Here is a 23,664-nt window from a genome sequence, read left to right as displayed (position 1 = left end):
CGGTCTCAACGGCATCTCCTACTACGCGATGAACCAGTGGCAGGTGGCGGCGCTGCAGCCGCCCCATCTGACCGCCATGTGCGTCTGGGAGGGGGCCGCCGACTACTACCGCGACCTCTCGCACCACGGGGGCATCCTGTGCGCCTTCGGGCGGGCGTGGTTCCCCTCCCAGGTGATGCGCGTGCAGCACGGGCGCGGGACCCGTGGCTATCGCTCGCGCATGACCGGCGACTGGGTGTCGGGGCCGCCCCCGCTGAGCGAGGAGCAGCTCGGCGCCAACCGGCGCGACTTCTACGAGGACTGCTGGCAGCATCCCCTCGCCAGCGACGAGTACTGGTGCTCACGGATGCCCGACTTCTCGAAGGTGCGGGTGCCACTCCGGTCGGCGGCCAACTGGGGCGGGCAGGGGCTGCACCCCCGCGGCAACTTCGAGGGCTTCGCGCGGTCGAGCTCGCGGCAGAAGTGGCTCGAGGTGCACGGCATCGAGCACTGGACGCACTTCTACACCGACTACGGCGTCGACCTCCAGAAGCGGTTCTTCGGTCACTTCCTCAAGGGCGAGGACGCCGGATGGAAGAAGCAGCCGCGCGTGCTCCTGCAGGTGCGCCATCCCGGCGAGACCTTCGTGGAGCGCCAGGAGGATGAATGGCCTCTGGCCCGCACGCGCTGGACCAAGCTCTATCTCAACCCGGCCGAGCAGAGCCTGGTCCGGAAGCCGGTCGCCCAGAACGGGCGGGTGAGCTACGCGGGCTTCAGCGACGGGGTGACCTTCCTGACGCCGCCGCTGCCTCGGGACACCGAGATCACCGGGCCGCTCGCGGCCAAGTTGTTCGTCTCATCGGAGACGACCGACACCGACCTCTTTCTCGTCGTGCGGGTGTTCACCCCCAACATGAAGGAGATCACGTTCCAGGGGGCCCTCGACCCGCACACCCCGATCGCCCAGGGCTGGCTGCGCGCCTCGCACCGCAAGCTCGACGGCGAGCTGACGCTTCCCTACCGCCCGTACCATACCCACGACGAGATCCAGCCGCTGACCCCGAACAAGGTCTACGAGCTCGACGTCGAGATCTGGCCGACTTGCATCGTGGCGCCGGCCGGCTATCGGATCGGCCTGACGGTGCGCGGGCGCGACTACGAGTATCCGGGCGGGCCGAGCGCGGGGCTGGGCACGCTGGGCGCGGTGTTCACCGGGGTGGGCCCGTTCCAGCACAACGATCCGAGCGACCGCCCGCCGGAGATCTTCGGCAAGCGCGTGACGCTGCACGGCGGGCCGAAGCAGCCGTCGCATCTGCTGGTGCCGGTGATTCCACCGAAGTAGGCGGGCCCGGCTTCGCCGGATTTCAGCTTGGAGGGGGGCACGAGACGCGCCCATTTCCTGCTGGAGGGGGTGGTCTCCACCCCCTCCAGACCTCCCACTCACGCGAGGTGCAACGGCACGCTCATCCAACTCGCCCGATCTCACGCGAGCGGCAATCACGCTCTCCCAGCCGGCTCAGGCGAGGGCGGTTTCCTTGAAGCGGCGGAGGGTCTCCACGTGCTGGTCGGGCTTGGACAGGCCCATGCGCATGGTGTCGACGCAGAGGTGGGTCACGCCGCGCATGGCCCGCCAGGCGGCCAGCTCACCGGCCCACTGATCGGGCGACAGCGGGGCCAGCGACACGCGTCCCTCGATCCCGAACTCCGTGGCCTGGCGTCCGGCCGCCATCACCAGGGCGTGGGCGCGATCGACGCGGGCCTGGGCCTCGGGACCGGGCCGCAGGGCGCCCGACCAGATCCAGCCCGACGCCACGCGCGCCGCGCGGCCGAGCGCGGCATCGCTGAGGCCGCCGATCCAGATCGGGATGGGCCGCTGGCGGGGCGAGGGATGGATGCCGGCCGCCGTGATGCGATGCCACTGCCCCTGGAAGGTCACCAGCTCCTGGGTCCACAGCGCGCGCAGGACCTCGATCTGCTCCTCGATCCGCTTGCCGCGCGTCGAGAAATCCTCGCCGAGCGCCTCGTACTCCACGAAGTTCCAGCCCACGGCCACCCCGAGCCGCAGCCGGCCGCCGCAGAGCACGTCGACGGCGGCCGCCTGCTTGGCGACCAGAGCCGTCTGGCGCTGAGGCAGGATGATGATGCCGGTGACCAGCTCCACGCGCCGGGTGATACCGGCCAGGAACCCGAACAGCACGAACGGCTCGTGGAAGGCGTCGCGGTGACCGTAGATGCCCGTGAGCGTGGTGTGGCGGCTCCGATCCGCGCCGAGCACGTGGTCGTAGGCCAGGATGTGGGTGTAGCCCATCGCCTCCACGGCCTGGGCATAGTCGCGGATGCCCTGCGGGTCGCTCCCGATGTCGGTCTGAGGAAACACGACGCCGATCTTCATGACGCCCCCTCAGTGAAGGGCCAGCTCGGCGGGCTCGACGCCGCGTAGCCCGTAACGCCCGAGCAGGCGCAGCAGGCCGCGGCCGTAGCGCGACGTGGTGGCCACGCCGGAGGCCTGCAGGGCGACCTGCCGTTCGATGTGGTTCTGTGCCGCGGTCCGCAGCCGGCTCGGGCGCGCCCCGATCCAGCCGTGGCCGGCGCGGAGCATCGCCATCAGGCGGCCGTCGTAGAGAAAGGCCACCAGCTCCATCCAGGCGTCCAGCATCGCGGTCTGGGTGGCCGCGTAGGAATCGAGCGCCGACGCCAGGGCCTCCGGCGTGGGCTCGCGGCGTCCCCGGGCGAAGGGGGCGAGCGCATCGGCCACCAGCTCCGCAGAGCGCAGGCCGAGGAAGACACCCGGCGAGAGCATGGGGTCCACGAAGCCGAAGGCGTCGCCGATCATGACCCAGCCCGGCCCGGACCCTCGCTCGGAGATGAGCTGGTAGTTGGAATAGGTGGCCGTCGGGCTCACGCGCGTGGCCTCGGCGAGGGTCTCGGGCAGCCAGGCGTCGATCGCGATCGCCCGCTCCAGTCGCTCTTCCGCCGTGCGCCCGAGGTTCTCGGCCTCCCGCCGGTCGACCACGATGCCGACCGAGAGACGATCCTTGAGCGGAATGCGCCAGCTCCAGCCCGCCTTGATGCGGGAGATCACGACCTGGCCCGGCTCGTCGTCCCAGCTGAAGCGCTGGTAGTGAGCGAAGTGCGCGATATCGTCGCGCGGGCCCACCCGGGCCGGAATGTCGAGCGCGCGGGCGGCCTGACGGGCGCGACCCGTGGCATCGACGATGAGGTCCGGCTGCCGGCCCTCCAGCGACGGCGCCGCGGCCAGGGTGTCCGGGCTCAGCGCGAGCTCCCGGGTGGGGCCGTTCGCCCGGTCGAGCCTGGCGTGGATGACGACCCGGTGAGCGCCGCTGGCGACGGCCCGAGCCAGCAGCGCCTCGTCGAACTGCGGCCGGGGGATGTTGTACGCGTACGGGGGCACGGCCGGCGCGAAGCGCGCGAAGCGGAAGCTGGCGCGGTCCTGCGGCGACCAGACGAAGGTGACTCCGGGCTTGACGAGGCCTACCGCCGCCGTCTCCTGCTCGAAGCCCAGCCGTTGCAGGATCGGAACGATGGCGGGGACGAGAGACTCGCCCACGAGCAACGGCGGGCGCCGGCCGTGGTCGAAGAGGGTGACCTGCGCGCCCTGGCGGGCCAGCAGGATGGCCAGCGCCGATCCGGCGGGGCCGGCGCCGACGATGGCCACCCGAAACGGCGAGCGGCCCATCAGCCGGCCACCACCGCCGATCGCCGGAGAATCTTGCCGCCGGGCGTGCGCGGAATCGCGTCGACCACGGTGAAGTCCACCGGCACCTTATACGACGAGAGCGCCCGAGTACAGTGCGCCCTCAAGGCCTCCAGGTCGCAGCCCGAGGCCAGGGGGACGATCTCGGCGCAGGGCACCTCGCCGAGGTGGGCGTGGGCGCGGCCGAAGACCCGGGATTCTTTCACTCCGGGGAACTCGTTGATGCACGCTTCGACTTCCTCGGGGAAGAACTTGAGCCCGGCCACGAAGATGACCGCCTTCCTGCGGCCCGCGAGGTGCAGCGCGCCGCTCGCATCCAGCCGGCCGATGTCGCCGGTCATGAACCACCCCTGGCGCGTGAGGTGCTCGCGCAACAGCCAGGGCTCGTAGTAGGCGGAGAAGAGGCCGTCACCGCGGACCGCGATCTCGCCCTGCGCGTCGGTGGGCAGGCGCTGGCCCTCTTCCGAGAAGACGGCGATCTCGTAGCCGGGCACCGGGCGCCCCACGGACGCCGCCGGCAACCCGTCGGTGCGCAGGTTGATGCAGGGCAGACCCGCCTCGATGATCCCGTATGCCTGGCCGACCGGCACGCCGTAGGCCGCCTCGAAGCGCTCCATGACGGCGGTCGTGATCGGGGCGCTCGTCGACAGCGCGAAGCGCACGCTCGTCAGCGGGGTGCCCCGCAGACCGCCCAGGCGCTCGAAGTGCAGCGGCGAGGCGTAGAGCACGGTGGCGCGGAACCGCGTGATCGCATCGATCAGCGCCCGGGGCAATGTGTCGGGGCACATCAGCATGTGGGCGCCCGCCTTCACGTAGGCGACGATGGTGACGGCGAAGTGATAGGCGAGGGGCAGGACCCAGAGGATCCGGTCGTCCTCGGTCAGCTTCAGGACATGATCGGCGGCCTCGATGCGGGCCGCCGTCGCCTCGTGAGAGAGCACCACGCCCTTGCTGCTGGCCGTCGTGCCGGACGTGAACCGGATGAACGCGGGATTGAGCTGCCGCAGGCCCGGCGCGCCCGCCGCGCCGCGATTGACCCACTGAAACGTGAAGCCGTCGCAGGCCCCGCCGGCGAGGGCCGCGCGGGCGCCGTCACCGACGGGCTCCATCCCCGGCGACGCCAGGCACCCGTTGACGTCCACCTCGCGCAGGATCCGGGCCGTCTCCGGCGGAGCGAGATTCGTCGCCAGCGGGATCAGGCAGGCCTGGCTGGCCAGCAAGCCGAAGGCGGCCGGCAGGTAGGCGAGGCCGTTCGGCGCCAGCAGGCCGATGCGCTGACCCCGCTCGATGCCCTGGGCGGCCAGGAAGGCCGCCACGCGGCCGGCCTCGCGCTCGAGCTCGCCGTAGCTGAGGGCCCGACCGGAACGCACATCGGTCACCGCCGGGCTATCCGCATGCCGCCCCGCGGAGGCGTGCAGGAACTCGACCAGGTTCATCGGGAGCTAGGCCTCCTCGGCCCGGCGGACCGCCAGCACGCCGGCGGCTTCACCCGTAGCCAGACAGCTTCCGATCACGCGCGCCGAGCCGAGGGCTTCGTGGGTGGCGCTCAAGCAACGGCCGGCGACGAAGAGGTTGCTCACGTCCCTGGACTGCAGACAGCGTCCCGGGATGTCGTAGGTCTCGCCGTCGTCCAGGTACTCGTAGAGCGCGCCCAGCTGGCCCTCCGCCCAGAGCTCGATGGGCCAGCTGGCCCGGGCGACGGCGTCCTCGAACTTGCGGCCGGCCAGGACATCGTCACGGGTGAGTTGATAACGTCCGATGATGCGGCGGCTCTCCCGCACCCCGACCTGGGGCGCCGCGTGCGACACGAACGCCCGGGCGAACAGCGGCAAAGACTTGAGGAACTCCACCACGGCCCGCGCGCGCCGCCGACCCTCCTGCTCGGCCGCGGTCAGGAGATCGCCTCCCGGGCCGAGCTCCTCGACGATCCCGCTCAGGGCCAGCTTGCAGATGACTTCTCCCGGCTGGGCCGAGGGCCCCAGGGTGAGGTTGGCGGCGCCCTTGGGCAGCTTGCCCTCCTGCTCGGCGGTGGCCAGCGCCCGCAGCAACGCCAGTCGCGCGCCCGAGCCCAGCGCCGCCGTGTCGACCTGCTGCAGCGCGAAGATCAGCGAGGGCAGCTGCCGGTCGGCCGGCGCGGACGTCTCCGTCGCCGCGCCCGCGCGGTACGCGACGACGGCGTCGCCGCTGGCGTCTACCACCGCCTGCGCCGTCAGCTCGACGGTCCGCTCCCACGTGGTCACCCGCACCGATTCGATGCGCTCGCCGTGGCGCTCCACGGCCGTGAGGTGGGCGTGCAGGTACAGGTCGAGAGGGCCGGCGCCGGCCGTCACCTCGTCGGCCAGGCACATGAACGCGAAGGGCGTATAGGGCAGCACGAACGTCCGTCCCCGGCGCACCGGCGGCTCGCAGCCCGGCATCGCCGCCAGACGGCGGGCGAAGAGGTCGGGAAACCCCGGGTTGAGCGGCTCGGGTGGCCCGGCCTTCGTCGCTCGATAGAGCCCGCAGATCGTGCCGACCATCCCGGCCGTGGCCATCCCGCCGAGGAAGCCGTAGCGCTCGACGAGGGCGGTGCGGGCGCCGCGGCCGGCGGCGGCCACCGCCGCGGCCAGGCCGGCGGCGCCGCCTCCCACGACCACCACGTCGTAGCTCACGCGAGCCGGGTCCACGCCAGCCCTTCGCGGATGACCTCCATGATCCTGGCGACCTCGTCCGCCGCGACGGCGCCCTCGATCCAGGAGATGACGACGTTGTTCCGGCTCCCACAGCGATTGAAGAAGACGCCGATCCCCGGACGGGGCAGCACCGCCGGGGCATGGTAGGCGTTGAGGACCCGGCGGCCGAACAGGGCGGCGAGCGATGAAGGGACGTCGGTGATGTCGGCGCAGTTGAACGAGAACGTCTCGCGGTCCGCCGTCCAGGGCAGCGCCCGCAACATCATCCGGCGCGGCCGGTACGCCAGAAACTCCATGGCCACGGCGTTGGCCTCGATCTGGCCATCCCGGACGGCCTCGGCCATCTGGTGCCGCAGCCCCGCCGCCAGGGCCGGCACATCGGCAGTCTGCGATGGCGTGAACCGGGCGAAGTGGAAGGCCAGCGCGTTTCCGAACGTCGGCTCCGGGTCGCCTTTGGCCCGCAGGTCGACGGAGATCGGCACCAGGAAGGGGACGTCGGGCAAGCGCCGCCGCTGCCAGAGCTCGGCCATCGCCTTGCCCACCACGGCCAGCCGCCAGCACATCTCCCTGGTGGCGCGCGCGCCATTGGCGGCCGGCCCGGCGTCACGGAAGCTCTCTTGCCGGAAGCGGACGCGGCCGGAGGAGCCGAGCCGCGATCCCGGAGACACCGGCGGGACCGGCGCCAGCGCCGCCATGTACTCGACGCTACGCCGGGCGATCCGCCCGCGCTCCCTGAGCGGCCGGGTGTCCGGAGCAGCCACGAAGCGTGGCGTCACGCCGTTCCACGGCGGCCGGCCGCCGTGAGCGTCGATCGCCGACAGATGAGCGAGCAGATTCTGGCCGCCCCGCGGATCCATCAGCGGATGAAACCACGTCACGACCAGAACGTGGCCGACGACGAGGAAGCGGATCGGCGCTTGCCGCCTGGGATCGATCGCCGTGTTGAGCTCTTCTTCCAGCAGGCGGTGAAGCTCCACCGGCTCGCCGACCGAGCGGCAGCTCACCGGGGGGACGGCGAACGTGTCGCGGGCCCCGGCCACCCAGGACAGCCGGCCCCAGGGGAAGGGCCGGCGGAGCCGGGCGGCGGGCCAGGGGCAAACATCGAGGAACCGCTCCAGGGCTCGGCGGATCCGCTCCGCGTCCAGGGGGCCGTCACACTCGACGACCAGGATCGTGTTGTGGCTCGGCTCCGCTGCGCCCCACAGCGATTGCATCCCGACGAGGACCAGATCGGCGCCGCGCAGGGGGAGCCGATGCACGGTCGCCGTGCCGCTCGTCAGGGCGAGCGGCGCCGGCGACAGATGTAGTTCGCCAGAGCGCGGGGGGAGGTGAGGTGCTCGTCCACGAGATCCTCGTCGGGCATCCAGAAGCCGAACCGCTTCTCGACGAAGACGAGGATCTTCAGCAGCGCCATGGAATCGACCCCGACCGTCTCGAACGCGTCGTCCGGCTGAATGGGCCGGCCCGGGGCCATGATCTGTTCGTTGACGAAGGCGGTCAGGGTCCCGGCGACCTCGTCCGGCTCCATTCGGGATCGCGGAGGTGCGGACATCGGGCGTCGTCCCACACGACGCGTAGACACTACAGCGGCGCGGGCCGGCAGGTCAACAACTCAGGATCCCGCGGGGCGGGCCAGGCAAGCCGAGGGACGGTCGGGGCCGCTCGGGCTCGGGCGGCACTGCGCTTGCACCGCTCACCGGCGCGAGGAGGCAGGCATGAGCTCACCAGATCCGCGCGCCGAGCGCCAGGTCGAGATCGGTCCGGTCGACGAGGCCGGCACCCGGCCGCCGACGGCCCCGGGCTCGCCGGTCGATCACTCACGCGAGGCGCCCGCGATGACTTCGCTACGACGCCGGGGCTTCACGGCCGAGCTCGTCGTCGAGGGCGATAGCCTGCGCGTCGCGGGAACCGACCGTCGGTTTCGCCCCGAGGACGTCCGGATCGTCGATCACTATCGCTTCGAGGGGGCCTCGGACCCCGATGACATGTCGATCATCTACGCGCTCGAGGCTCGGGACGGCACGCGGGGCACCCTGACCGACGCCTACGGTGCCTACGCCGACCCGGCCGTCGGCGCCGTCCTGGATCGGATCCCCATGGCGCGCCCGCGGGGCGGGCGACGCTGGGGGCGTGTTGGTATCAGGCTCGCCATCGGCGCCGTCGCGCTCTCCGGCCTGGCGATGCTGGCCCGCCGCCTGCGTGCCGCCCGATCGCCTCGGGCTGGAAAAGGTTCGCTGCCCTGTACTCTGTAATTCCTTCCCACGCCTCCCGCGGCCCGGACGCACCGTCGATCCCGCGCCTATTTCCACGACGCCGAGCCTGGCACGGTACGTGCCTAAGCATGTGCGTGATCGAGCTGATGACACCAGAAACGCTATTTCCGGGAGGATGACGAGATGAATCGACACGTGATCGCGGCCGTCGTCGCAGTCAGCGTCGGGATCGGAGTCGGACTGGCCGGGTGCGAGAAGGGCCCCATGCAGAAGGCCGGGGAGAAGGTCGACGAGATCACGGGCCAGGACAGGCTGGGCAAGGGACCGGCGGAGAAGACAGGCCGGAAGATCGACAACACGGTGGACGACGTCAAGAAGTAGCTCGCGCCGCGGTGAGAAGGGTGGCTCCCCGGGCAGGACTCGAACCTGCGACCTAGTGATTAATGATAGATGCGTAAATAATGTCATATATTAGACACGAAACGGCAAAGCCGAGTGCCGAAAGAAGCTCCTCAGGAGCTGTGGGCGTCGGCCTAGGCGCCGCCGCTCGCGGCACACGTGAGTGCGGATCTCGTCGACGTCGTCCGGCGCGAAATCGCGAGGCGGCCGTATTTGAGATAGCTCCAGAGCAACTCCACCGGGTTGAGGTCGGGCGCGTAGGGCGGGAACCAGACGATCGCCCAGCGCGGATGCCTGGCCAGCCACGCGCGCACCAGGCGGTGCTTGTGCGGGTTGCGGCGATCCCAGACCAGGATGACTGGCCGCGCACGTGGCGGGCGAGGTGGCGGAGAAACCGCAGGACCTGGGGCCCGCGAATGTTGACCCGGGGGACAACGCCAAGGCGAGCGTGAACTGGCGACGGCGCGGCGAGACGACGAGCGCGCCAATGCCGGAGACCTTTTCACAAGTTCTCCGACATCAACGCGTTGAGTTGTCAGCAGGATCTTCCCGGCCGGTCTGCAGCCGCGCAATGTCCAGCAAATCATCAAGTAGTCGCGACAATCGTTGCGCCTGGCGGCGAATGATCGCGCGCGCTTTGATGGCGGGGTCCTCCTGCAGGCCTACCTTGTCGAGCAGTGCCACGGCACTCAACACCGCGCCGAGCGGATTGCGAAGTTCGTGTGACAGCGTGGCGAGAAACTCGTCCTTCGCACGGTTCGCTGCCTCGGCTTGCGCCCGAGCCGCATGCTCTCGAATGAGACTTGCCCGCTGGGCTTCGGCTCGCTTGCGGTCGGTGATGTCGCGAATGGCGCTTGCCACCAAGATGCCCTGCTCGGTTTCCACAGGCGCCAGGCTGATCTCGACCGGGAACTCGCTGCCGTCCTTGCGGCGCCCGTACAGTTCCTGGGCGGCCCCCATCGGTCTGACAGTCGGCGCCGTGGAGTAGCCTTCCCGGTGCTCCGAGTGGGAACCCCGGTATCGCTCAGGCACTAGAAGCTCGACCTGCAGACCCAGCAACTGCTCCCTGCGGTAACCGAACAGGCGCTCCGCCTGGCTGTTCACCATGACGATGCGGCCCTGGCGGTCCACGACCACCATCGCGTCGGGAACTGTTTCGAGGAAGGTCTCGAACGGCGTCGTCACGCGGCGCTCTGAAGCCCACTGGACTTGGTGCAGAGCCCGTCCGAAAGATCTGTGAGCGCATGCCCACCCAATTGGGTGCCTTCCCGGCGGGCTTGAACTGAGGTCGGGCGGGGACAGCCCGTCGCAGCCCGGTATGCTACAACAAATCAGGCCATTGCTGGGGCGGATCGAGTCGATCCTCCCACACGAGGCCTTCCCACCCGGCGAAACGCGGTTGACGCCCGGGCCCGGCTGGGGCCAGGCTGGCCTGCTTAGATGCACGTTCGCCTTTCTCGTGTCATCGCCAGCCTCAAACTGACCCACTAGGGCCGACTGATCGCCCGGAGGCTGGAGCCCGTCCACCCGTCGGCCGCCTTTACGCATTCCGCATCGCGGAGAGCCTGGCGACCCCGAAGCCTTCAGAATTTCGCGTTCGGCACGGCTCGTGCAACGGCGGCGGCGAAACGTCCTGCATCATTTCTTTCTGTAAGAGGGATTGAAACGGCGTGGCGTTCTGTGGAAGCCGCCACGAGGGGCGCGGTGATGGACACCACTGAGCAGCGGACGGGCGCAGTCCTCCGAGAGAACAAAGGGCTTGCGTTCTGCGACGGGTGTCTTGCCTTGAAGGTCGGCGTCGGTCTGGAAACGATGCAGCAGGTGATTGGAACCCTCGAAAGATTTCCAGGTTACAGGGTCCGCCGACAACGGTGCTCGGCGTGTCAGCGAGTCCAGATCGTCGTGCGCGCTGCCGCGGATAGCCCGCGCCGGCGTTGACTCACGACCGAGCACAGAGTCGACGAGTTGGTGTCGCGTGGACATCACAGCCAAGCGAGTGCGTAACAAGGGCTTCGTCGTTCGCTCGGAGGACTTGGCGGTGGCGCTCTATCGCCGGGGTCTCCTCGGAGCGCCGCCCCGCGGGCGGATCTGGCGGTGGATCAAGAAGCTGCGGTGGGGTCAATCTTCCGGGGGTGAGGGGCGGAAGGTGGCACGCCCACCTTCCGCCCCCGTGTGACCACTGCTTGTCTTGCCGGCAAACACGAGCCCGTACAGTATCGGTGAGCTCTTTGCGTGAACTGCGGCGCCGGGGGTACGCCATCGAAGACCCCGTCGACTGGACAAAGCCCCAGATAATCTGCTCGCTTGCCGACTCCCAGGCCCAGGCGTTCGGCGTGCCCGTCGAGTCCCGTGTGCATCGGCGGCTCGAGCGCATCGCGACGAGGAACGGCCTACTCGAAGATCACGCAGCCTTCTTCAATATGCTCAATCCGTGGTCGGGTCCGGAGTCTGCAATCCGATACTGGGGACCGGGCCCGGGAAGGCGGTAGTCGGGTCCGGGGCCTGCAATCCGATACTGGGGACCGAACTGGGAAACGCGGTCGTCGGGTCAGGCCTCCTCAATCCGATACTGGGAACCGGGCCCGGGAAGGCGGTAGTCGGGTCCGCGGCCCTCAATCCGATACTGGGGACCGAACCGGGGAAGGCGGTGGTTGGGTCCGGAGTCTTCAACCCGATGCTCGGAACGGTCTGCGGGGGAGGTGGCCAAGCTTGCGCGAAAGTCGGCCTGGCGGCGAGGAGGGCATTGCTTTCCAGCACGAACAGGAATGCCGCGACCATCGCGAGGCGTGTTCGCATATCTGGCTCCATAACCGATTCCTCCATCAGTCTTGACCGGCCGGGATTATTGCTCTGAAATCTGGTCACCGCCTGCGACCTCAGTGACCGGTTCGAACGCTATACCCCGATCACGCCATTGACAAGTGGGCTAGACGCCGGGTCCGTGAGGCCGGCATCCGCCACTGCCCAGGCGTCCGTCAGTGCCGGTATGAGGATGCCCGACTCGCTAGTGGAGCTGGCTGCTCGGCCTGGCCTGGCAAGATGACCCGCCCACACAGCACTGTACGAAGCTTGAGCGAGCCGCCAGGACGCCCCGGAAGTCATGACTCTGCTGCCGCAGAGCGGAAGGGCGGCGACGGGTGGCGCCCTCCACGCCGATCAGCTGGCCGTCATGTCGGCATTGATCCGGAGGGAGGTTCCGCGAAAGCGCTCACGCTGGCGGATGCGGGCGCGGGCCACGCGCGCCCGGATCGTCTTCAACTGTCGCTAATTACCTCTAAACATGACCGATCCTTTCTGTTGTCTTACGGAGATGAGTTTGCCTGTTCTCAGCAAGGGCACCCTGCGTGCCGTTGCCCGCCAGCTGAAGGTGCAGCCCACCGCCATCACCCGGGCGCTGGCCGCAGCACTCCATCAGAACGGGAACGGTGCCACGCTCCAGACGGGCACTCAAGGGTCACCGGATCGGGGACTCCGGGCCAGCGGGGTTCTGCGGGAACGTGATGAGTGTCCAGTGGCGACCGGGGACAGGCAGCAGGATTCCCACCACGGCGCGACCCGGCGTTTTGGTGCGCCGTCGTAGACTTCCCAATATCCCTCGCCGCCATCTTGGTGTAGTCTCTTGCCGCCTTCGCTCGGGCCGAAGGGTTGACGCATGTGGCTGCCGGATTGCCTTGCTCTTTCGCGCGACGACGTCGCCGGGTCTGCGGCGGCGGGGCGTTCATGAGCTTGGCGCCGGGCGACACCTAATGACGCTGCTGCCACGTGCGTCGCTCCGCACCTACCTGCTGACCCTGACGGCGGCGGCCGTCGTACCCATGCTTTGCTTCGCCGCCTACCTTACGATCGGACTCAGCCGCACGCAGCAGGAGGCGGTCGAGCGCGGACTGATCGACACGGTGGCGGCGCTCGCGAGCGGTGTCGATCGTGAGCTGACGAGTACCATCACCTCGCTCGAGGCGCTGGCGGCGTCACAGTCTCTCGACCACGGCGACTACGGCGCGTTTGCCCGCGAAGCGCAACGGGTCCTGGTGAGTCAGGCAAGGCATGGTTGGCTGGCCGTGAATCTTGCGGTGCCCGATGGCGCCGCTCTCGTAAATTCCCTTAGCCCGACCGGCGCGCCACTGCCTCTGTTGGACGTGTCAACAGTGAAGCAGGCCGCGGCGGCGGGGAAGCCAGTGATCTCGGATCTCCTCCCCGGCGACGTCCATGCCCAGGCCGCCTTCTCCGTGCGTGTGCCGGTTGTTCGCGAGGGCACGGTCAGATACGTTCTCAGCGCGATTCTCTCGGCAAGGTCGATGGCCGGCGCACTGGGTAGCCAGGAGAACTTGCCGGACCGCATCGCGGTGCTCTACGACCGTCGAAGCAGCATCGTCTTCCGGACTGTGAACGCCGAGCGTCTTATCGCGACTCCGGTCACACCTCTGCTGGCACAGCGGAGTGCCGGGCATGAGTTTGGAGTCATCGACGACATCAACCACGAGGGCACGCCCGTGCGGACGGTCTTCCAGCGGCTGCGGATCGCCGGCTGGTCGGTGGCGGTCGGTGTCCCACAGCATGTCTTGTACGCGGCCCAGCGGCGCTCCATTTGGAATGTCCTGATGGTCGGCGCGGTGTTGCTCGCACTGAGCGTGATCGTGGCACTGCTGGTCGCGCGGCGCATCGGGCGCAGTGTCAACGATCTCGTGGCGACCGCGGACGCGCTGAGTGCACCAGTCGACACGCGGGTGGCGACCGACACCCCGATCACGGAGCTTGCCAGGCTCGGGCACACCCTCGTCGTAGCCGGTCGGCTCATTCGGGAGCGTGGGGCGTCCCTCGAGCGTCAGGTCGCGGAGCTGCGCGTGGCCCGCGAGGCGGCGGAAGCGGGCAATCGTGCGAAGGACGAATTCCTCGCCCTGTTGTCCCACGAGCTGCGCACGCCGCTGAACGCCGTGTATGGGTGGGCCCGCATGCTGCGAGATGGACAGGTCGGCGCGGAGGCATCGCCGCGCGCGCTGGATGCCATCGTCCGAAACGCCAACGCGCAGGTGCAGCTGATCGACGATCTCCTCGATGTGTCTCGGGTCATCACGGGAAAGATGCGGCTCGATGTCCAATCGGTCGATCTCAAGGCCGTGGTCGAGAACGCGCTCGACGCCGTGCGGCCGGCGGCCGAAGGCAAGAGGATCCGACTCCAGTCTGTGCTCGATCCCCGCGCGGGACCGATCACCGGCGACCCGGCGCGGCTGCGGCAGGTTGTCTGGAACCTGCTCATGAACGCCGTGAAGTTCACGGACAAGGGCGGCCGTGTCCAGGTGCATCTGCAGCGCATCAACTCCCACGTCGAGATCGTAGTCAGCGACACGGGCCGGGGGATCGATCCAGGCTTGTTGCCCTTCATCTTCGATCGGTTTCGACAGGCGGACAGCTCCAGTACGCGCACGCACGGGGGGCTCGGGCTTGGCCTCGCCCTCGTGAAGCATCTCGTTGAGCTACACGGGGGCGCGGTCGTTGCGCAAAGCGGCGGTGATGGCAAGGGGGCGACGTTCATCGTGAAGCTGCCGCTCAGCCTCGCGGCCATCATCGAGGGATCGGTCGCGCGCGTGCATCCCACTGCGGCCACCGTGGAATCGGTCTCGGCCGGTGTGCGCCTTGATGAGCTCCAGGTGCTGGTCGTCGACGATGATCCGGACGCGGTGGAGCTCGCGATGGCGATTCTCACAGGGGCCGGCGCGGTGGTCAGAACGTGCGGCACGGCACGTGAAGCCCTCGCGACGCTGCAGCAGTGGCGTCCGGATGTCTTGGTCTCCGACATAGAAATGCCGGGTGAGGATGGGTACACGCTGATACGCAAGGTGCGGGCGTTGGACCCGGACCGCGGCGGCAAGACGCCGGCCGTGGCGTTGACCGCCTACGGGCGGACGCAGGACCGGATGCTCTCGCTCACCGCCGGCTACAACATGCATGTCCCGAAGCCGGTGGATCCGGGCGAGTTGACGATGATCATCGCGAGTGTCGCCGGACGCTCCCTCGAGTAGCTTCTTCTGCCGACCCCTATCAGGGTGTCGCCCCTTTTCAGGCCTCCCCGCAAGACAGCGTCATCCCGAAGGGGCGGGAGGCCGTAAAAAGCCGTCGCCAAAGACGTGTTTCTCGTCAGGTCCGGCTCAGGACAGGCCGCGGAAGCCCACGAGGCGGCGGCGCCGAGCCTCGTGGAACCACAAAGTGGAACCACCGGAGAGGCGGTCGCGGCAAGTGTCTGAGAAGGTTGGCTCCCCGGGCAGGACTCGAACCTGCGACCTAGTGATTAACAGTCACCCGCTCTACCGACTGAGCTACCGGGGAATACTGATTACTTTACAGCAGCCCCGCGCCGCGCTCCAAACGTCCGCCACACGGAGGCCGGCCCCAGCCCGTGCGCTCGCCAGGCCCGCTTGATGGCCAGCCATGCGTAGCCGATGCCGACGAGCAGAACGATCAGCGCGAGGTTCGCCCCGATGTAGAGAGGCCAGTTGTTGAACCTGAGCCCGAGCGCCTGGTTGATGAGCGTGAGCACGATCAGCTGGTGCACGAAGTACAGCATCAGCGCCGTCTGGCCCAGGACCACGAGCCAGCGGAGCTGCCAGCCCTTCACCTCCATCAGCCAGTAGGTCCCGGCCAGCAGGCAGGCGAGCCCGCCCGCGATCAGCGCCGTGGTCACGCCGCGCGGCGTCCAGTGCCGGTTGAGCAGGAAGTCGCGCGGGAAGCCGAAGCGCGGCGCGGTGGGTAGCCACCATTCCCAGGCGAGGTAGAACAGCAGACAGACGACGCCCACGAGGGCGGCGGTGGCGAAGTATCGCGCCTCGGCCGCTCGGCCCCGCTCGCGCGCGTCCAGCCAGCGCCAGCCGAGGACCAGGCCGATCAGCGCGGCGCTGAGCCAGGGCCACGGGGGAAAATCGAAGAACCAGATGCGGCCCATCACGGGATGGGCGACCACCCACTGCTGCAGAGCCTGGTACGACAGCGTGAATGCGACGAAGAGGCCCACTGCGAGCGCCAGCAGCCCCTCCCGCCCCCAGCGCGAGCGCAGCAGCGGCAGCAGGGGCCCGAGCACCACGATGCTGAGTCCGATCGTCTGGAGCACCCCGCCGGTCCAGATCGGCTCCTCCGGAAAGACCACGAGGTTGAGCAGGAGCCCGGCGGCGATCACCTGTAGGCCGCGCCGGCCGTACTTGAGCAACGTGGCCGTCATCCGGTCTCGCTCGGGCGATCGCCGGTACGAGATGGGCAGGCAGAAGCCGACCAGGAACAGGAAGATCGACGCGGGCAGGATCACGCTGCCGTAGATGAGGTAGTAGCGCGGCCAGCCCAGGGGCTTGACGTCCAGCCACCAGCGTGAGGTGTGATTGACCACCATCAGGATCAGCGCGATCCCGCGCAGCCCGTCGAGGAACAGCAGCCGGCGTTGGGCGGCAGGCGCGGACGCTGGTGGGGCCTCGGCGGTCACGGGCTACCCGATCTCCCGGCGTCCCTCGAGGGCCTTGGAGAGCGTCACCTGGTCCGCGTACTCCAGATCACCGCCGACGGGCAGCCCCCGGGCGATACGGGTCACCCGCACACCGAGCGGTCGCAGGAGCTTGGCCAGATAGAGCGCCGTGGCCTCGCCCTCCACGTTGGGATTGGTGGCCAGGATCACCTCGGTGGTCCCGCCGGCGTCGAGCCGCGCCAGGAGCTCACGGATCTTGAGGTCCTCGGGCCCGATGCCGTCGAGCGGAGAGAGCGCCCCCAGCAGGACGTGGTAGCGCCCACGGTATTCGCCGGTCCGCTCCATCGCCAGCAAGTCGTTGGGCTCCTCCACCACACAGAGCTGCCGGGCGTCCCGGCCGGGGTCCGCGCAGATGCGGCACGGGTCCTGGTCGGTGACGTTGAAGCACAGCTGGCAGTACACGATACGCTCTTTGACGGCCAGCAGCGCCTCGCTGAACTCGCGCACCTCGTCGGCGGGCCGCTTGAGCAGGAAGAAGGTGAGCCGTTGGGCGGACTTGGGACCGATCCCCGGCAGCCGCTGCAGGGCGTCGATGAGCCGGGCGACCGGTTCCGGGTAATGGGCCACGGACTACGGAGTGAGCCCGGGGATCTTGAGCCCCCCCGTGAGCTTGCCCAGCTCCTGCTGGACCAGCTCCCGCGACTTGCGCAGCGCCTCGTTGCACGCCGCCAGCACGAGGTCCTCCAGCATCTGAGGGTCGTCCCGGTTGATCACTTCGGGATCGATCTTGATCGACACGACCTCCTGGCGGCCGTTGACCTCGACCGTGACCATCCCGCCTCCGGCCGTTGCCTGCACTTTCTTCTGCGCGACCTGCTCCTGGAGCGCCTGCATCTGCTGCTGCAGCCGTTGCGCTTCCTTCATGAGGTTGCCGAAGCCCTTCACTGCGCCTCTCCTTCCGGCGGCCGCTGGCGTACGGCGACCACCTCGCCTTCGAACTCGGTGAGGGCCGCCTGCACCACCGGGTGCGCGGCGATGTCCTTGACGGGCCCGGGCGACTCACTCACGGCGAACCGCTCGACGTCCCGAAGCCACCGCCGGATCCCGGCCACGATCAGCTCGCGGTTGGCCCGATCGATCAGGAGCTCGCGATGGAAATGGTTCCCCGCCACTGCGATCGTCAGCTCGCCGCCGGCGATCCCCAGCGGCGTGGCCTGGGCCAGCACGGCGCCCAGCATCGGCTTCTTGCGCATCACCTCGTCCACCACGCGCTGCCATGCGGTCGCCAGATCCTCTGCGGGCGGTGGCGTCGGCGCAACGGCGGCGGGCCGTGGGGCCGGGGGCGCCTCGCGGGGCGCCGCGCCGCGCGTGGCCGGCTGCGGAGCGCGGGGCGATCCCTCCGACAAGAGCGTCTCCTGCACCGCCGCGGCCCCCGTCGGCGGCGCCGGCAGGTACTGCGCGAGCCGGGCCTGAGCCTCGTCGAGACGACGCAGCACGTCGTCGATGGCCTGGGGCACCGGTCGCCGGGTCGCGCTTACGGCGGCCACCTCCAGCTCCACCCGGGAATGCGGCGACTCCCGCATGAGCGTGTCCGCCTCCACGAAGGTCCGCAGGACGTAGAGAAGCTCGTCCAGGCTCACGCTCTCACCGAGCTTGCGCAGCGCGTTGGCCTCGCTGGCGGCCAGGTCGGCCAGCTGAGCGCGGGGAGCCGCCTTGAGCACGAGCACCCGGCGGAGCAGCTCGATGACGTCGCGCGTGAAGGCGATCAGGTCCTCACCGTCACCGACGGCCCGGTCGATCGCCTCCAGCGCCGCCGTCGTCTCGTGCCCCAGGAGCGCCGCGCTGAAATTGTGGACCTCGGCCGGTGCCGTCGCGCCGAGCAACGTGGCCACCGTGGCCGCCTCGAGGCGCCCCTCACCGTAGGCGATGGCGGTGTCCAGCAGCGACAGCGCGTCCCGCAGCGATCCCTCGGCCGCGCGCACCACGATCGGCAGCGCCGCCGGCTCGAACGGGATCTTCTCCTCGGCGAGGATACGCTCCAGGCTGCCGGCCAGGGTATCGGGAGGAATGGGACGGAAGTCGAAGCGCTGCACCCGCGACAGCACGGTGGCCGGGACGTCCCGAGGATCGGTGGTGGCCAGCACGAACACCACGTGGCTCGGCGGCTCCTCCAGCGTCTTGAGCAGCGCGTCGAAGGCGTGGACGGTGAGCTGGTGGACCTCGTCGATGATGTACACCTTGTACCGTCCCCGCGCGGGCGCGTATTTCACGTTCTCCCGCAGGGTGCGGATCTCATCGATGCCGCGGTTGGAGGCCGCATCGATCTCGATGACATCGACGATGGTTCCCGCCTGCACCTCGAGGCAGACCGGGCAGACGCCGCAGGCATCGGCGCCACGCCGCTCCGGGCACAGCAGCGCTTTGGCCAGGAGTCGGGCCGTCGTCGTCTTGCCAACGCCGCGGGGCCCGGCGAACAGGTAGGCGTGGGCGAGCCGGCCGGAGGCCAGGGCGTTGCGCAGCGTTCGGGTAATGGCGTCCTGGCCGACGACCGCCTCGAACGTCTGCGGCCGCCACTTCCGGGCCAGCACCTGATAGCTCATCGGTCGACTCCACGATCGGAGCCCCGCGCGCCTCTCACTCGCCACCCGCGGTTCAAGGCGGGCACGCGCTCCGATACAAAGTGGCCGTGCACCCCCCGTCGAACGGCCCGTCCTGCGATCTCCCCGCGGAGCCGGCTCCAGCCAGGTACTCCCACGGCACACGGAAGGGTCGCCTTACCGTTGCTCCCTTCCGGGTCTGGCGGGGTTCGACGATTCCCGTTGCGTAGGGCCCAACCTTCAACGCCGTCCCACGAGGCTCATTCAACACGACCCGCCCTCGGGAGGGGATTCGACCCCGCTAGAGCGGATTGCGGGCTACAGGGCACCGCTACCTCCCCGTCTAGCACGGCCACGTCGGTGATGCTGTGGCGGAGGGGGTGGGATTTGAACCCACGGCACAGGGTTTACCCCGTGCACGGCATTTCCAGTGCCGCACCTTCGGCCGCTCGGTCACCCCTCCGCGCCCATTCGAGGTACTTTTCTACATGTTTAGGGTTCCGACTCCCGATCGCTTCAAGATACCGCTTTATTCCGGCCCATCGATAGATTGACACATGACTGCGCCCATCGCACCGGGCCGGGAGGCCCGACTCGCACAACACTTCATGCACCGACCGAAGCAGCGGCCTGGAATGGGACGTGAACACGAGACCGATGTTTCGGTAGCGCCTGCCTCGGACCTCGTGCTCGTGAGCATAGATGCAGCCATCCGTATCGACGAGCCCTCGAACACATGCTCTCGCCAGGTCGCCTTGCTGCCTGACCCATCGAGGCAGATCCATCTGATGGGCAATCTTGTTGCCCCGACAGACCCCTTTGCTGACCAAGAACTCGACGACATTCGTACCGGTCAGTTCAACATAGACGAAATTCTCACCGGGCGGCTCTCGCACTGGCACCCTGATCTCGAACAGCGATTGGGCAAGCGCGACAACATGGCTGACGAAGGCCCTGTCCGTCCACTTGTTCAGCGAGATCCGCACCTGGCGGTCCGAGACGCTTCCATCCCCTAAGACGATGCCGACGAATTCTGCGAGCGCCACGTCATCCGGCGGCAGCCGAATCGCCTTTCGGAGCATCACTCCGGTCCCGGCATACTTCTCCGGGTGTTCCCACCGCCGGTACTGGCTTACCAATCCGCCGCGCCGCCTTCCCTCCAGCGTCCCCGGATTTCCGTGGAGAGAATTCCTCTTAAGACACCCCGCCGTTCCTGCCTTCGCCGTGCTCCAAAATTCGGGAAGTTCCCCAGCCGGCCTTGGGAATGCGACACCGGAGGCGCGCTCGAGCAGGAGTGCCGCCTCGCTAGACACCCGCCACTTTTCCCGTCCCCAATCGCGAGCCGTTCGCGGGTGAACACCCGCAAAATGGGCGACCTTCTCCCACCCGCCGAGCACTTCGCGCACCCGACGGAGAAAGTCCGCCTGCTCGCCGACTGCGAGGATTATTCGAGACACGCGCTCCCTGTCAGCCGTAACAAAGGAAAGATTGGCGGAGGGGAGAGGATTTGAACCCCCGAGGGACCTTCTGGGCCCCTATCCGATTTCGAGTCGGACGCCTTCAACCGGGCTCGGCCACCCCTCCGCGCCGTTGTCCTCTCTTCGTCTCAAAGAACTCGCTCAACAAGGCCGCGCTCGCGGCCTCCAGCACCGGGCCGGTCGCCGGCACCCGGTGGTTCAGGCGCGGGTCCTCCAGCAGCCGGTACAGGGACACGACCGCGCCGGCCTTCGGGTCGCGCGCCCCGTACACGAGCCGCGCGATGCGAGCCTGCAGCGCCGCCCCGCAGCACATCGGGCACGGCTCGACAGTGGCGTACAGCGTCGCGCCCGTCAACCGATAATTGCCGAGCACGTGCGCCGCCTCCCGCAACGCGAGCATCTCGGCGTGGGCCGTAGGATCGCCCAGCGTGATCGGCGCGTTGTGCGCGCGCGCGACCACCGCGCCGTCGACCACGACGAGCGCGCCCACCGGCACCTCGCCGCCCTCCAGACCCCGCCGCGCCTCGGCGAGGGCCTGCCGCATGAAGTCCTCGTCGAGCAGGACGGAGGAGGTGTGGCGCGCCCTAGAGGATTCGAACCTCTGGCCTTCGGATTCGTAGTCCGACGCTCTGTCCATCTGAGCTAAGGGCGCGTGGCGGAGAGGCCGGGATTCGAACCCGGGACAGAGGTTTTGCCCCTGTAACCGCTTAGCAGGCGGCTGCCTTCGGCCGACTCGGCCACCTCTCCGGGAGCGGAGCCCCGCCAGTATACACCACGCGCTCGGGGCGTACCTGGCCGGGGCCGTCGCTCAGGCCGCGCGGACCACGGTGGGCACGACGGTCAGGCGGTCCTCCAGGTGAACGTCGGCGCGCAGCCGCTCCGCCTCCGACCGCACCACGCCGAGCACGAGCTCCTTCGTTTCCGGCGTGGGAACCTGCCCCGCGACCTCGATGGTGGCCGGCGAGCCCGACCAGAAAGGAACCCGGGCCGTGGGCGTGATGGGCAGGTTGAACAGCTGGGGCTCCCGGAGCAGCGCGTCGGAGACCTGGGCCTGGAGCTGCACGGCCTGGGCTTCCCGCTTGCGGCGGAGGTCGAAGAGCTTCACGGTCAGGCCGATCGCGAGCAGCACGACGCCGACGACCACGATGATCGGTATGGCGCTGGAACCACCGGACGAGGCCGGCGGCGGGGCCGTCTGGGCCAAGGCCGGTCCGGCCAGAACTGCGGTGAGCATGCCGGCGATGAGCAGGCTGATGTGTTTCATCTCACCACCTCCATCAACGGGTGAAGCACCGGGTGCCCCCAGTGTCCCCCTCGATTGGAAGGCGTGCAACGTCTGCTCGCTCGCCGCTCGCGCGTGGCATACTCGGGGCCGGCCGCTCGCCACACGCGCAGTGCACCGCACACCAGGAGGAGTTTTGTGGCCAAGGACCGCTATACCAAGGTTGTCTTGACCGTCATCGCCATCGCGCTGGTGGTTATTGCCGCCCAGCCCTGGCTGTCCGGCTCGGGGCTGCTCGAGATCGCCCGGCCGGATCCGGCGCAAGCCCAGAGCCTGGTCCCCAAGTACGATCTGACGGTGCCGAAGGCGTGGGGCAAGCTGATCAGCGTGAGCGACAACAACCTGCTACTGGAGGCTCCGGACCATACCTATCGCATCGTGGACGTCGAGGGGAAGCCGCCGGAGTACCCGCGGATCAAGGTCCTCTTCCGCTTCCAGTAGGGCTGGCCGGGGGGCGGCGGCGGCGACCGCAGCCGCTCCCCTACCCGTGGCGGGTTGCGCCGGTGGGGCCCGGGCGATACACTGCCCGGGTCTGGTCCGGATACCGGCTCATCGTCGGGCCCCCCTCATCAGGCGCCGTCACCAGTCGCTTCCGCGCGACTGGGACGGGCTTCCTCGAAGCGGAAACGAGGAGCTGCCCCATGCAGGTTGCAGCATTCTCGAGCCCGAACCAGCCCGACTGGCGCTGGCGCATCGTCGATTACGCCGGGGCCATCATCGAGGAGTCCCGGCTATCGTTTCGGACCATCGCCCTGGCGATCGAAGAAGGCCGCCGCCGGCTCCGCGAGCTCGACACCGACCAGTCGACGCCTCGGCCGCTCTATCGCAGCTCCTACCTGCGCACCACGCGGCCCCGCAAGCCCGCCTAGAGTCACCACCGGTCGATCCGCGCCATCAGGCGACTGTTGGCGGAGGGCGAGGGATTCGAACCCCCATGGGGCTTGCGGGTCGGTGGATTTCAAGTCGCCGTCGCGCAAACCCCTCGTCCGACACCACCGGTCATCATCAGTGCTCTGACGCACCCTTAGACCGCGCCCGCGCACACCGTCCCGACCGATCCCGACCGGCGGCGCCCGGTGGTTCGGGCAAAGCACAGGCAAAGCAAGCAGCCCCGTCATGCCTCGTCGGACCCTTTCAACTCCTCCTCAAATTCACTGAAGATCCGGCGCCGTCGGTCACCAGGACCAACCGCTGTCGAGCGGAGCATAGCCGGCGCCAGCGGGCCCTGGGCCGGGCCGAGTGGATCCTGGCCTGGAGCGTTCGAGCCCACCAGGCCCTGCGGGTTATCTGACCAGTGATCGGTCGAAGGGGACATTAGCCGCTGAGAACAGCACCGGATCAGCAGGCAAAGGAGAGCCCATGACGACACCCGTTGAGAACAACGGCATAACAACGTGGGCTCGCCGGCCCACGTCGGAAGAGGTGGTTGCCATCCTGTCGAAGCTCAAGCGCACCGACACCGTGATCCGGGTGCCGGTCCTTGTGGCGTCAGCGGCAACGCTGGCGACCGGCCGAAAGGCAGCCAAACCTACAAGATCCGCACGCTGTGGGCACAGGCGCTTGAGGATCCTGAGGTTCTCAAAGTGGTTGTTCGTAAGCTACGGCAGGTCGTCACCACCCAGAAGACAGTCGTACAGGCCCTGGAATCAGCCGCTCGAATCAACCGGAGATCGGCTTGGGCTCTGAGAACCAGCTCGGCCGCGTAACCATCAACATTCACACCGACATCGACCTGATGAAGCTCCGGGGGAAAGAGGCCCGCTAGCCTTGGGGTGCTGGAGCGACATGAGCAGTCTCGGATCGCACGTCCCGCGCGGGGCTGAAACACGGTCCCTACTTTTATCTCCGCTACAAGTTCTGGGACGCGGAGGCCGGCACCACACGGTAT

General features: G+C 68.7%; 20 protein-coding genes, 5 tRNA genes and 1 other RNA gene. 7 read left to right on the top strand and 19 right to left on the bottom strand.

The annotated features are described in order from the left end of the window. Positions 1-1,321, top strand: a 1,321-nt coding sequence (locus VFR64_04225) for a CocE/NonD family hydrolase (GenBank protein HET9488949.1), incomplete at its 5' end; no start/stop codon positions are given. A 174-nt stretch (positions 1,322-1,495) separates the two neighbouring features. Here the strand turns inward: VFR64_04225 and VFR64_04220 are convergent. From VFR64_04220 to VFR64_04195, 6 genes are read right to left on the bottom strand one after another with little or no spacing between them, the layout of a single operon-like run. Continuing rightward, on the bottom strand, positions 1,496-2,371 hold the full coding sequence (locus tag VFR64_04220; protein HET9488948.1) for an LLM class F420-dependent oxidoreductase: 876 nt from the start codon (positions 2,369-2,371) through the stop codon (positions 1,496-1,498). A gap of 9 nt (positions 2,372-2,380) precedes the next feature. After that, positions 2,381-3,676, bottom strand: a complete 1,296-nt coding sequence (locus VFR64_04215) for an NAD(P)/FAD-dependent oxidoreductase (GenBank protein ID HET9488947.1) — start codon at positions 3,674-3,676, stop codon at positions 2,381-2,383. Next, a complete protein-coding gene (locus VFR64_04210) occupies positions 3,676-5,130 on the bottom strand; it encodes a class I adenylate-forming enzyme family protein (protein ID HET9488946.1) in 1,455 nt (484 codons plus the stop codon). The genes VFR64_04215 and VFR64_04210 overlap by 1 nt, the downstream gene beginning before the upstream one ends. Before the next feature lie 6 nt (positions 5,131-5,136). Then, a complete protein-coding gene (locus tag VFR64_04205; protein ID HET9488945.1) occupies positions 5,137-6,360 on the bottom strand; it encodes an FAD-dependent oxidoreductase in 1,224 nt (407 codons plus the stop codon). After that, on the bottom strand, positions 6,342-7,625 hold the full coding sequence (locus VFR64_04200; GenBank protein ID HET9488944.1) for a hypothetical protein: 1,284 nt from the start codon (positions 7,623-7,625) through the stop codon (positions 6,342-6,344). The genes VFR64_04205 and VFR64_04200 overlap by 19 nt, the downstream gene beginning before the upstream one ends. A gap of 17 nt (positions 7,626-7,642) precedes the next feature. Beyond that, the gene (locus tag VFR64_04195; GenBank protein ID HET9488943.1) at positions 7,643-7,894 is read right to left on the bottom strand and encodes an acyl carrier protein; all 252 of its coding nucleotides are present in this window, start codon (positions 7,892-7,894) and stop codon (positions 7,643-7,645) included. Positions 7,895-8,081: 187 nt separating this feature from the next. Here VFR64_04195 and VFR64_04190 point away from each other — a divergent pair, with 187 nt between their 5' ends. Beyond that, positions 8,082-8,618 carry a hypothetical protein gene (locus VFR64_04190; GenBank protein HET9488942.1) on the top strand — a complete coding sequence of 179 codons (537 nt, stop codon included), beginning with the start codon at positions 8,082-8,084 and terminating at the stop codon, positions 8,616-8,618. 144 nt (positions 8,619-8,762) lie between these two features. Further along, on the top strand, positions 8,763-8,960 hold the full coding sequence (locus VFR64_04185; GenBank protein HET9488941.1) for a hypothetical protein: 198 nt from the start codon (positions 8,763-8,765) through the stop codon (positions 8,958-8,960). Between the two features lie 537 nt (positions 8,961-9,497). Here VFR64_04185 and VFR64_04180 read toward each other — a convergent pair. After that, positions 9,498-10,163: a PAS domain S-box protein gene (locus VFR64_04180; GenBank protein HET9488940.1), complete on the bottom strand. Its 666-nt coding sequence runs from the start codon at positions 10,161-10,163 to the stop codon at positions 9,498-9,500. 2,561 nt (positions 10,164-12,724) lie between these two features. Here VFR64_04180 and VFR64_04175 point away from each other — a divergent pair. After that, positions 12,725-14,995 carry an ATP-binding protein gene (locus VFR64_04175; protein HET9488939.1) on the top strand — a complete coding sequence of 757 codons (2,271 nt, stop codon included), beginning with the start codon at positions 12,725-12,727 and terminating at the stop codon, positions 14,993-14,995. A 228-nt stretch (positions 14,996-15,223) separates the two neighbouring features. On the opposite strand, the gene VFR64_04170 is transcribed toward VFR64_04175, so the two are convergent. The 7 genes from VFR64_04170 to VFR64_04140 all read right to left on the bottom strand — a co-directional run bounded on the left by VFR64_04170 (position 15,224) and on the right by VFR64_04140 (position 19,479). Then, a tRNA-Asn gene (locus VFR64_04170) sits at positions 15,224-15,299 on the bottom strand. 7 nt (positions 15,300-15,306) lie between these two features. Then, positions 15,307-16,440, bottom strand: a complete 1,134-nt coding sequence (locus VFR64_04165) for a heparan-alpha-glucosaminide N-acetyltransferase domain-containing protein (protein HET9488938.1) — start codon at positions 16,438-16,440, stop codon at positions 15,307-15,309. 3 nt (positions 16,441-16,443) lie between these two features. Then, the gene (gene recR / locus VFR64_04160; protein HET9488937.1) at positions 16,444-17,046 is read right to left on the bottom strand and encodes a recombination mediator RecR; all 603 of its coding nucleotides are present in this window, start codon (positions 17,044-17,046) and stop codon (positions 16,444-16,446) included. Positions 17,047-17,049: 3 nt separating this feature from the next. Further along, entirely contained in the window at positions 17,050-17,364 is a 315-nt protein-coding gene (locus VFR64_04155) for a YbaB/EbfC family nucleoid-associated protein (protein ID HET9488936.1), read from the bottom strand. Next, complete coding sequence (gene dnaX, locus VFR64_04150; protein ID HET9488935.1) at positions 17,361-19,019, bottom strand: DNA polymerase III subunit gamma/tau; 1,659 nt, start codon at positions 19,017-19,019, stop codon at positions 17,361-17,363. The genes VFR64_04155 and dnaX overlap by 4 nt, the downstream gene beginning before the upstream one ends. 84 nt (positions 19,020-19,103) lie before the next feature. Then, positions 19,104-19,368, bottom strand: an RNA gene (gene ffs / locus VFR64_04145) — signal recognition particle sRNA large type. A gap of 17 nt (positions 19,369-19,385) precedes the next feature. Further along, positions 19,386-19,479 (bottom strand) — tRNA-Ser (locus VFR64_04140). A 172-nt stretch (positions 19,480-19,651) separates the two neighbouring features. Here VFR64_04140 and VFR64_04135 point away from each other — a divergent pair. Then, a complete protein-coding gene (locus tag VFR64_04135) occupies positions 19,652-20,032 on the top strand; it encodes a hypothetical protein (GenBank protein HET9488934.1) in 381 nt (126 codons plus the stop codon). Between the two features lie 473 nt (positions 20,033-20,505). Here the strand turns inward: VFR64_04135 and VFR64_04130 are convergent. The 5 genes from VFR64_04130 to VFR64_04110 form a co-directional block, all read right to left on the bottom strand. Next, positions 20,506-20,600, bottom strand: a tRNA-Ser gene (locus VFR64_04130). Continuing rightward, on the bottom strand, positions 20,577-21,056 hold the full coding sequence (gene tadA, locus VFR64_04125; protein ID HET9488933.1) for a tRNA adenosine(34) deaminase TadA: 480 nt from the start codon (positions 21,054-21,056) through the stop codon (positions 20,577-20,579). The genes VFR64_04130 and tadA overlap by 24 nt, the downstream gene beginning before the upstream one ends. A 13-nt stretch (positions 21,057-21,069) precedes the next feature. Then, positions 21,070-21,146: transfer RNA gene (locus tag VFR64_04120), tRNA-Arg, on the bottom strand. A 1-nt stretch (position 21,147) separates the two neighbouring features. Next, positions 21,148-21,241 (bottom strand) — tRNA-Ser (locus tag VFR64_04115). A 61-nt stretch (positions 21,242-21,302) separates the two neighbouring features. Then, positions 21,303-21,758 (bottom strand): hypothetical protein, encoded by a 456-nt coding sequence (locus VFR64_04110; protein ID HET9488932.1) that lies wholly within the window; start codon positions 21,756-21,758, stop codon positions 21,303-21,305. A gap of 156 nt (positions 21,759-21,914) precedes the next feature. On the opposite strand from VFR64_04110, the gene VFR64_04105 reads away from it, so the two are divergent. Further along, positions 21,915-22,217, top strand: a complete 303-nt coding sequence (locus tag VFR64_04105) for a hypothetical protein (GenBank protein HET9488931.1) — start codon at positions 21,915-21,917, stop codon at positions 22,215-22,217. A 200-nt stretch (positions 22,218-22,417) separates the two neighbouring features. After that, on the top strand, positions 22,418-22,645 hold the full coding sequence (locus VFR64_04100; protein ID HET9488930.1) for a hypothetical protein: 228 nt from the start codon (positions 22,418-22,420) through the stop codon (positions 22,643-22,645). Positions 22,646-23,664: the final 1,019 nt, after the last annotated feature.

The sequence above is a fragment of the Candidatus Methylomirabilota bacterium genome (assembly GCA_035709005.1).
Taxonomy (GTDB): Bacteria; Methylomirabilota; Methylomirabilia; order Rokubacteriales; family CSP1-6; genus 40CM-4-69-5.
This window is presented reverse-complemented; position numbering and strand designations above follow the sequence as displayed.

Bases quoted from the DNA above. Each gene is read 5' to 3' on its own strand.
- VFR64_04210 (HET9488946.1), bottom strand. From the start codon at position 5,130: ATGAACCTGGTCGAGTTCCTGCACGCCTCCGCGGGGCGGCATGCGGAT.
- VFR64_04175 (HET9488939.1), top strand. From the start codon at position 12,725: ATGACGCTGCTGCCACGTGCGTCGCTCCGCACCTACCTGCTGACCCTG.
- VFR64_04110 (HET9488932.1), bottom strand. From the start codon at position 21,758: ATGAAACACATCAGCCTGCTCATCGCCGGCATGCTCACCGCAGTTCTG.
- VFR64_04220 (HET9488948.1), bottom strand. From the start codon at position 2,371: ATGAAGATCGGCGTCGTGTTTCCTCAGACCGACATCGGGAGCGACCCG.
- VFR64_04185 (HET9488941.1), top strand. From the start codon at position 8,763: ATGAATCGACACGTGATCGCGGCCGTCGTCGCAGTCAGCGTCGGGATC.
- VFR64_04195 (HET9488943.1), bottom strand. From the start codon at position 7,894: ATGGAGCCGGACGAGGTCGCCGGGACCCTGACCGCCTTCGTCAACGAA.
- dnaX (HET9488935.1), bottom strand. From the start codon at position 19,019: ATGAGCTATCAGGTGCTGGCCCGGAAGTGGCGGCCGCAGACGTTCGAG.
- VFR64_04215 (HET9488947.1), bottom strand. From the start codon at position 3,676: ATGGGCCGCTCGCCGTTTCGGGTGGCCATCGTCGGCGCCGGCCCCGCC.
- VFR64_04135 (HET9488934.1), top strand. From the start codon at position 19,652: ATGGGACGTGAACACGAGACCGATGTTTCGGTAGCGCCTGCCTCGGAC.
- VFR64_04190 (HET9488942.1), top strand. From the start codon at position 8,082: ATGAGCTCACCAGATCCGCGCGCCGAGCGCCAGGTCGAGATCGGTCCG.
- VFR64_04100 (HET9488930.1), top strand. From the start codon at position 22,418: ATGCAGGTTGCAGCATTCTCGAGCCCGAACCAGCCCGACTGGCGCTGG.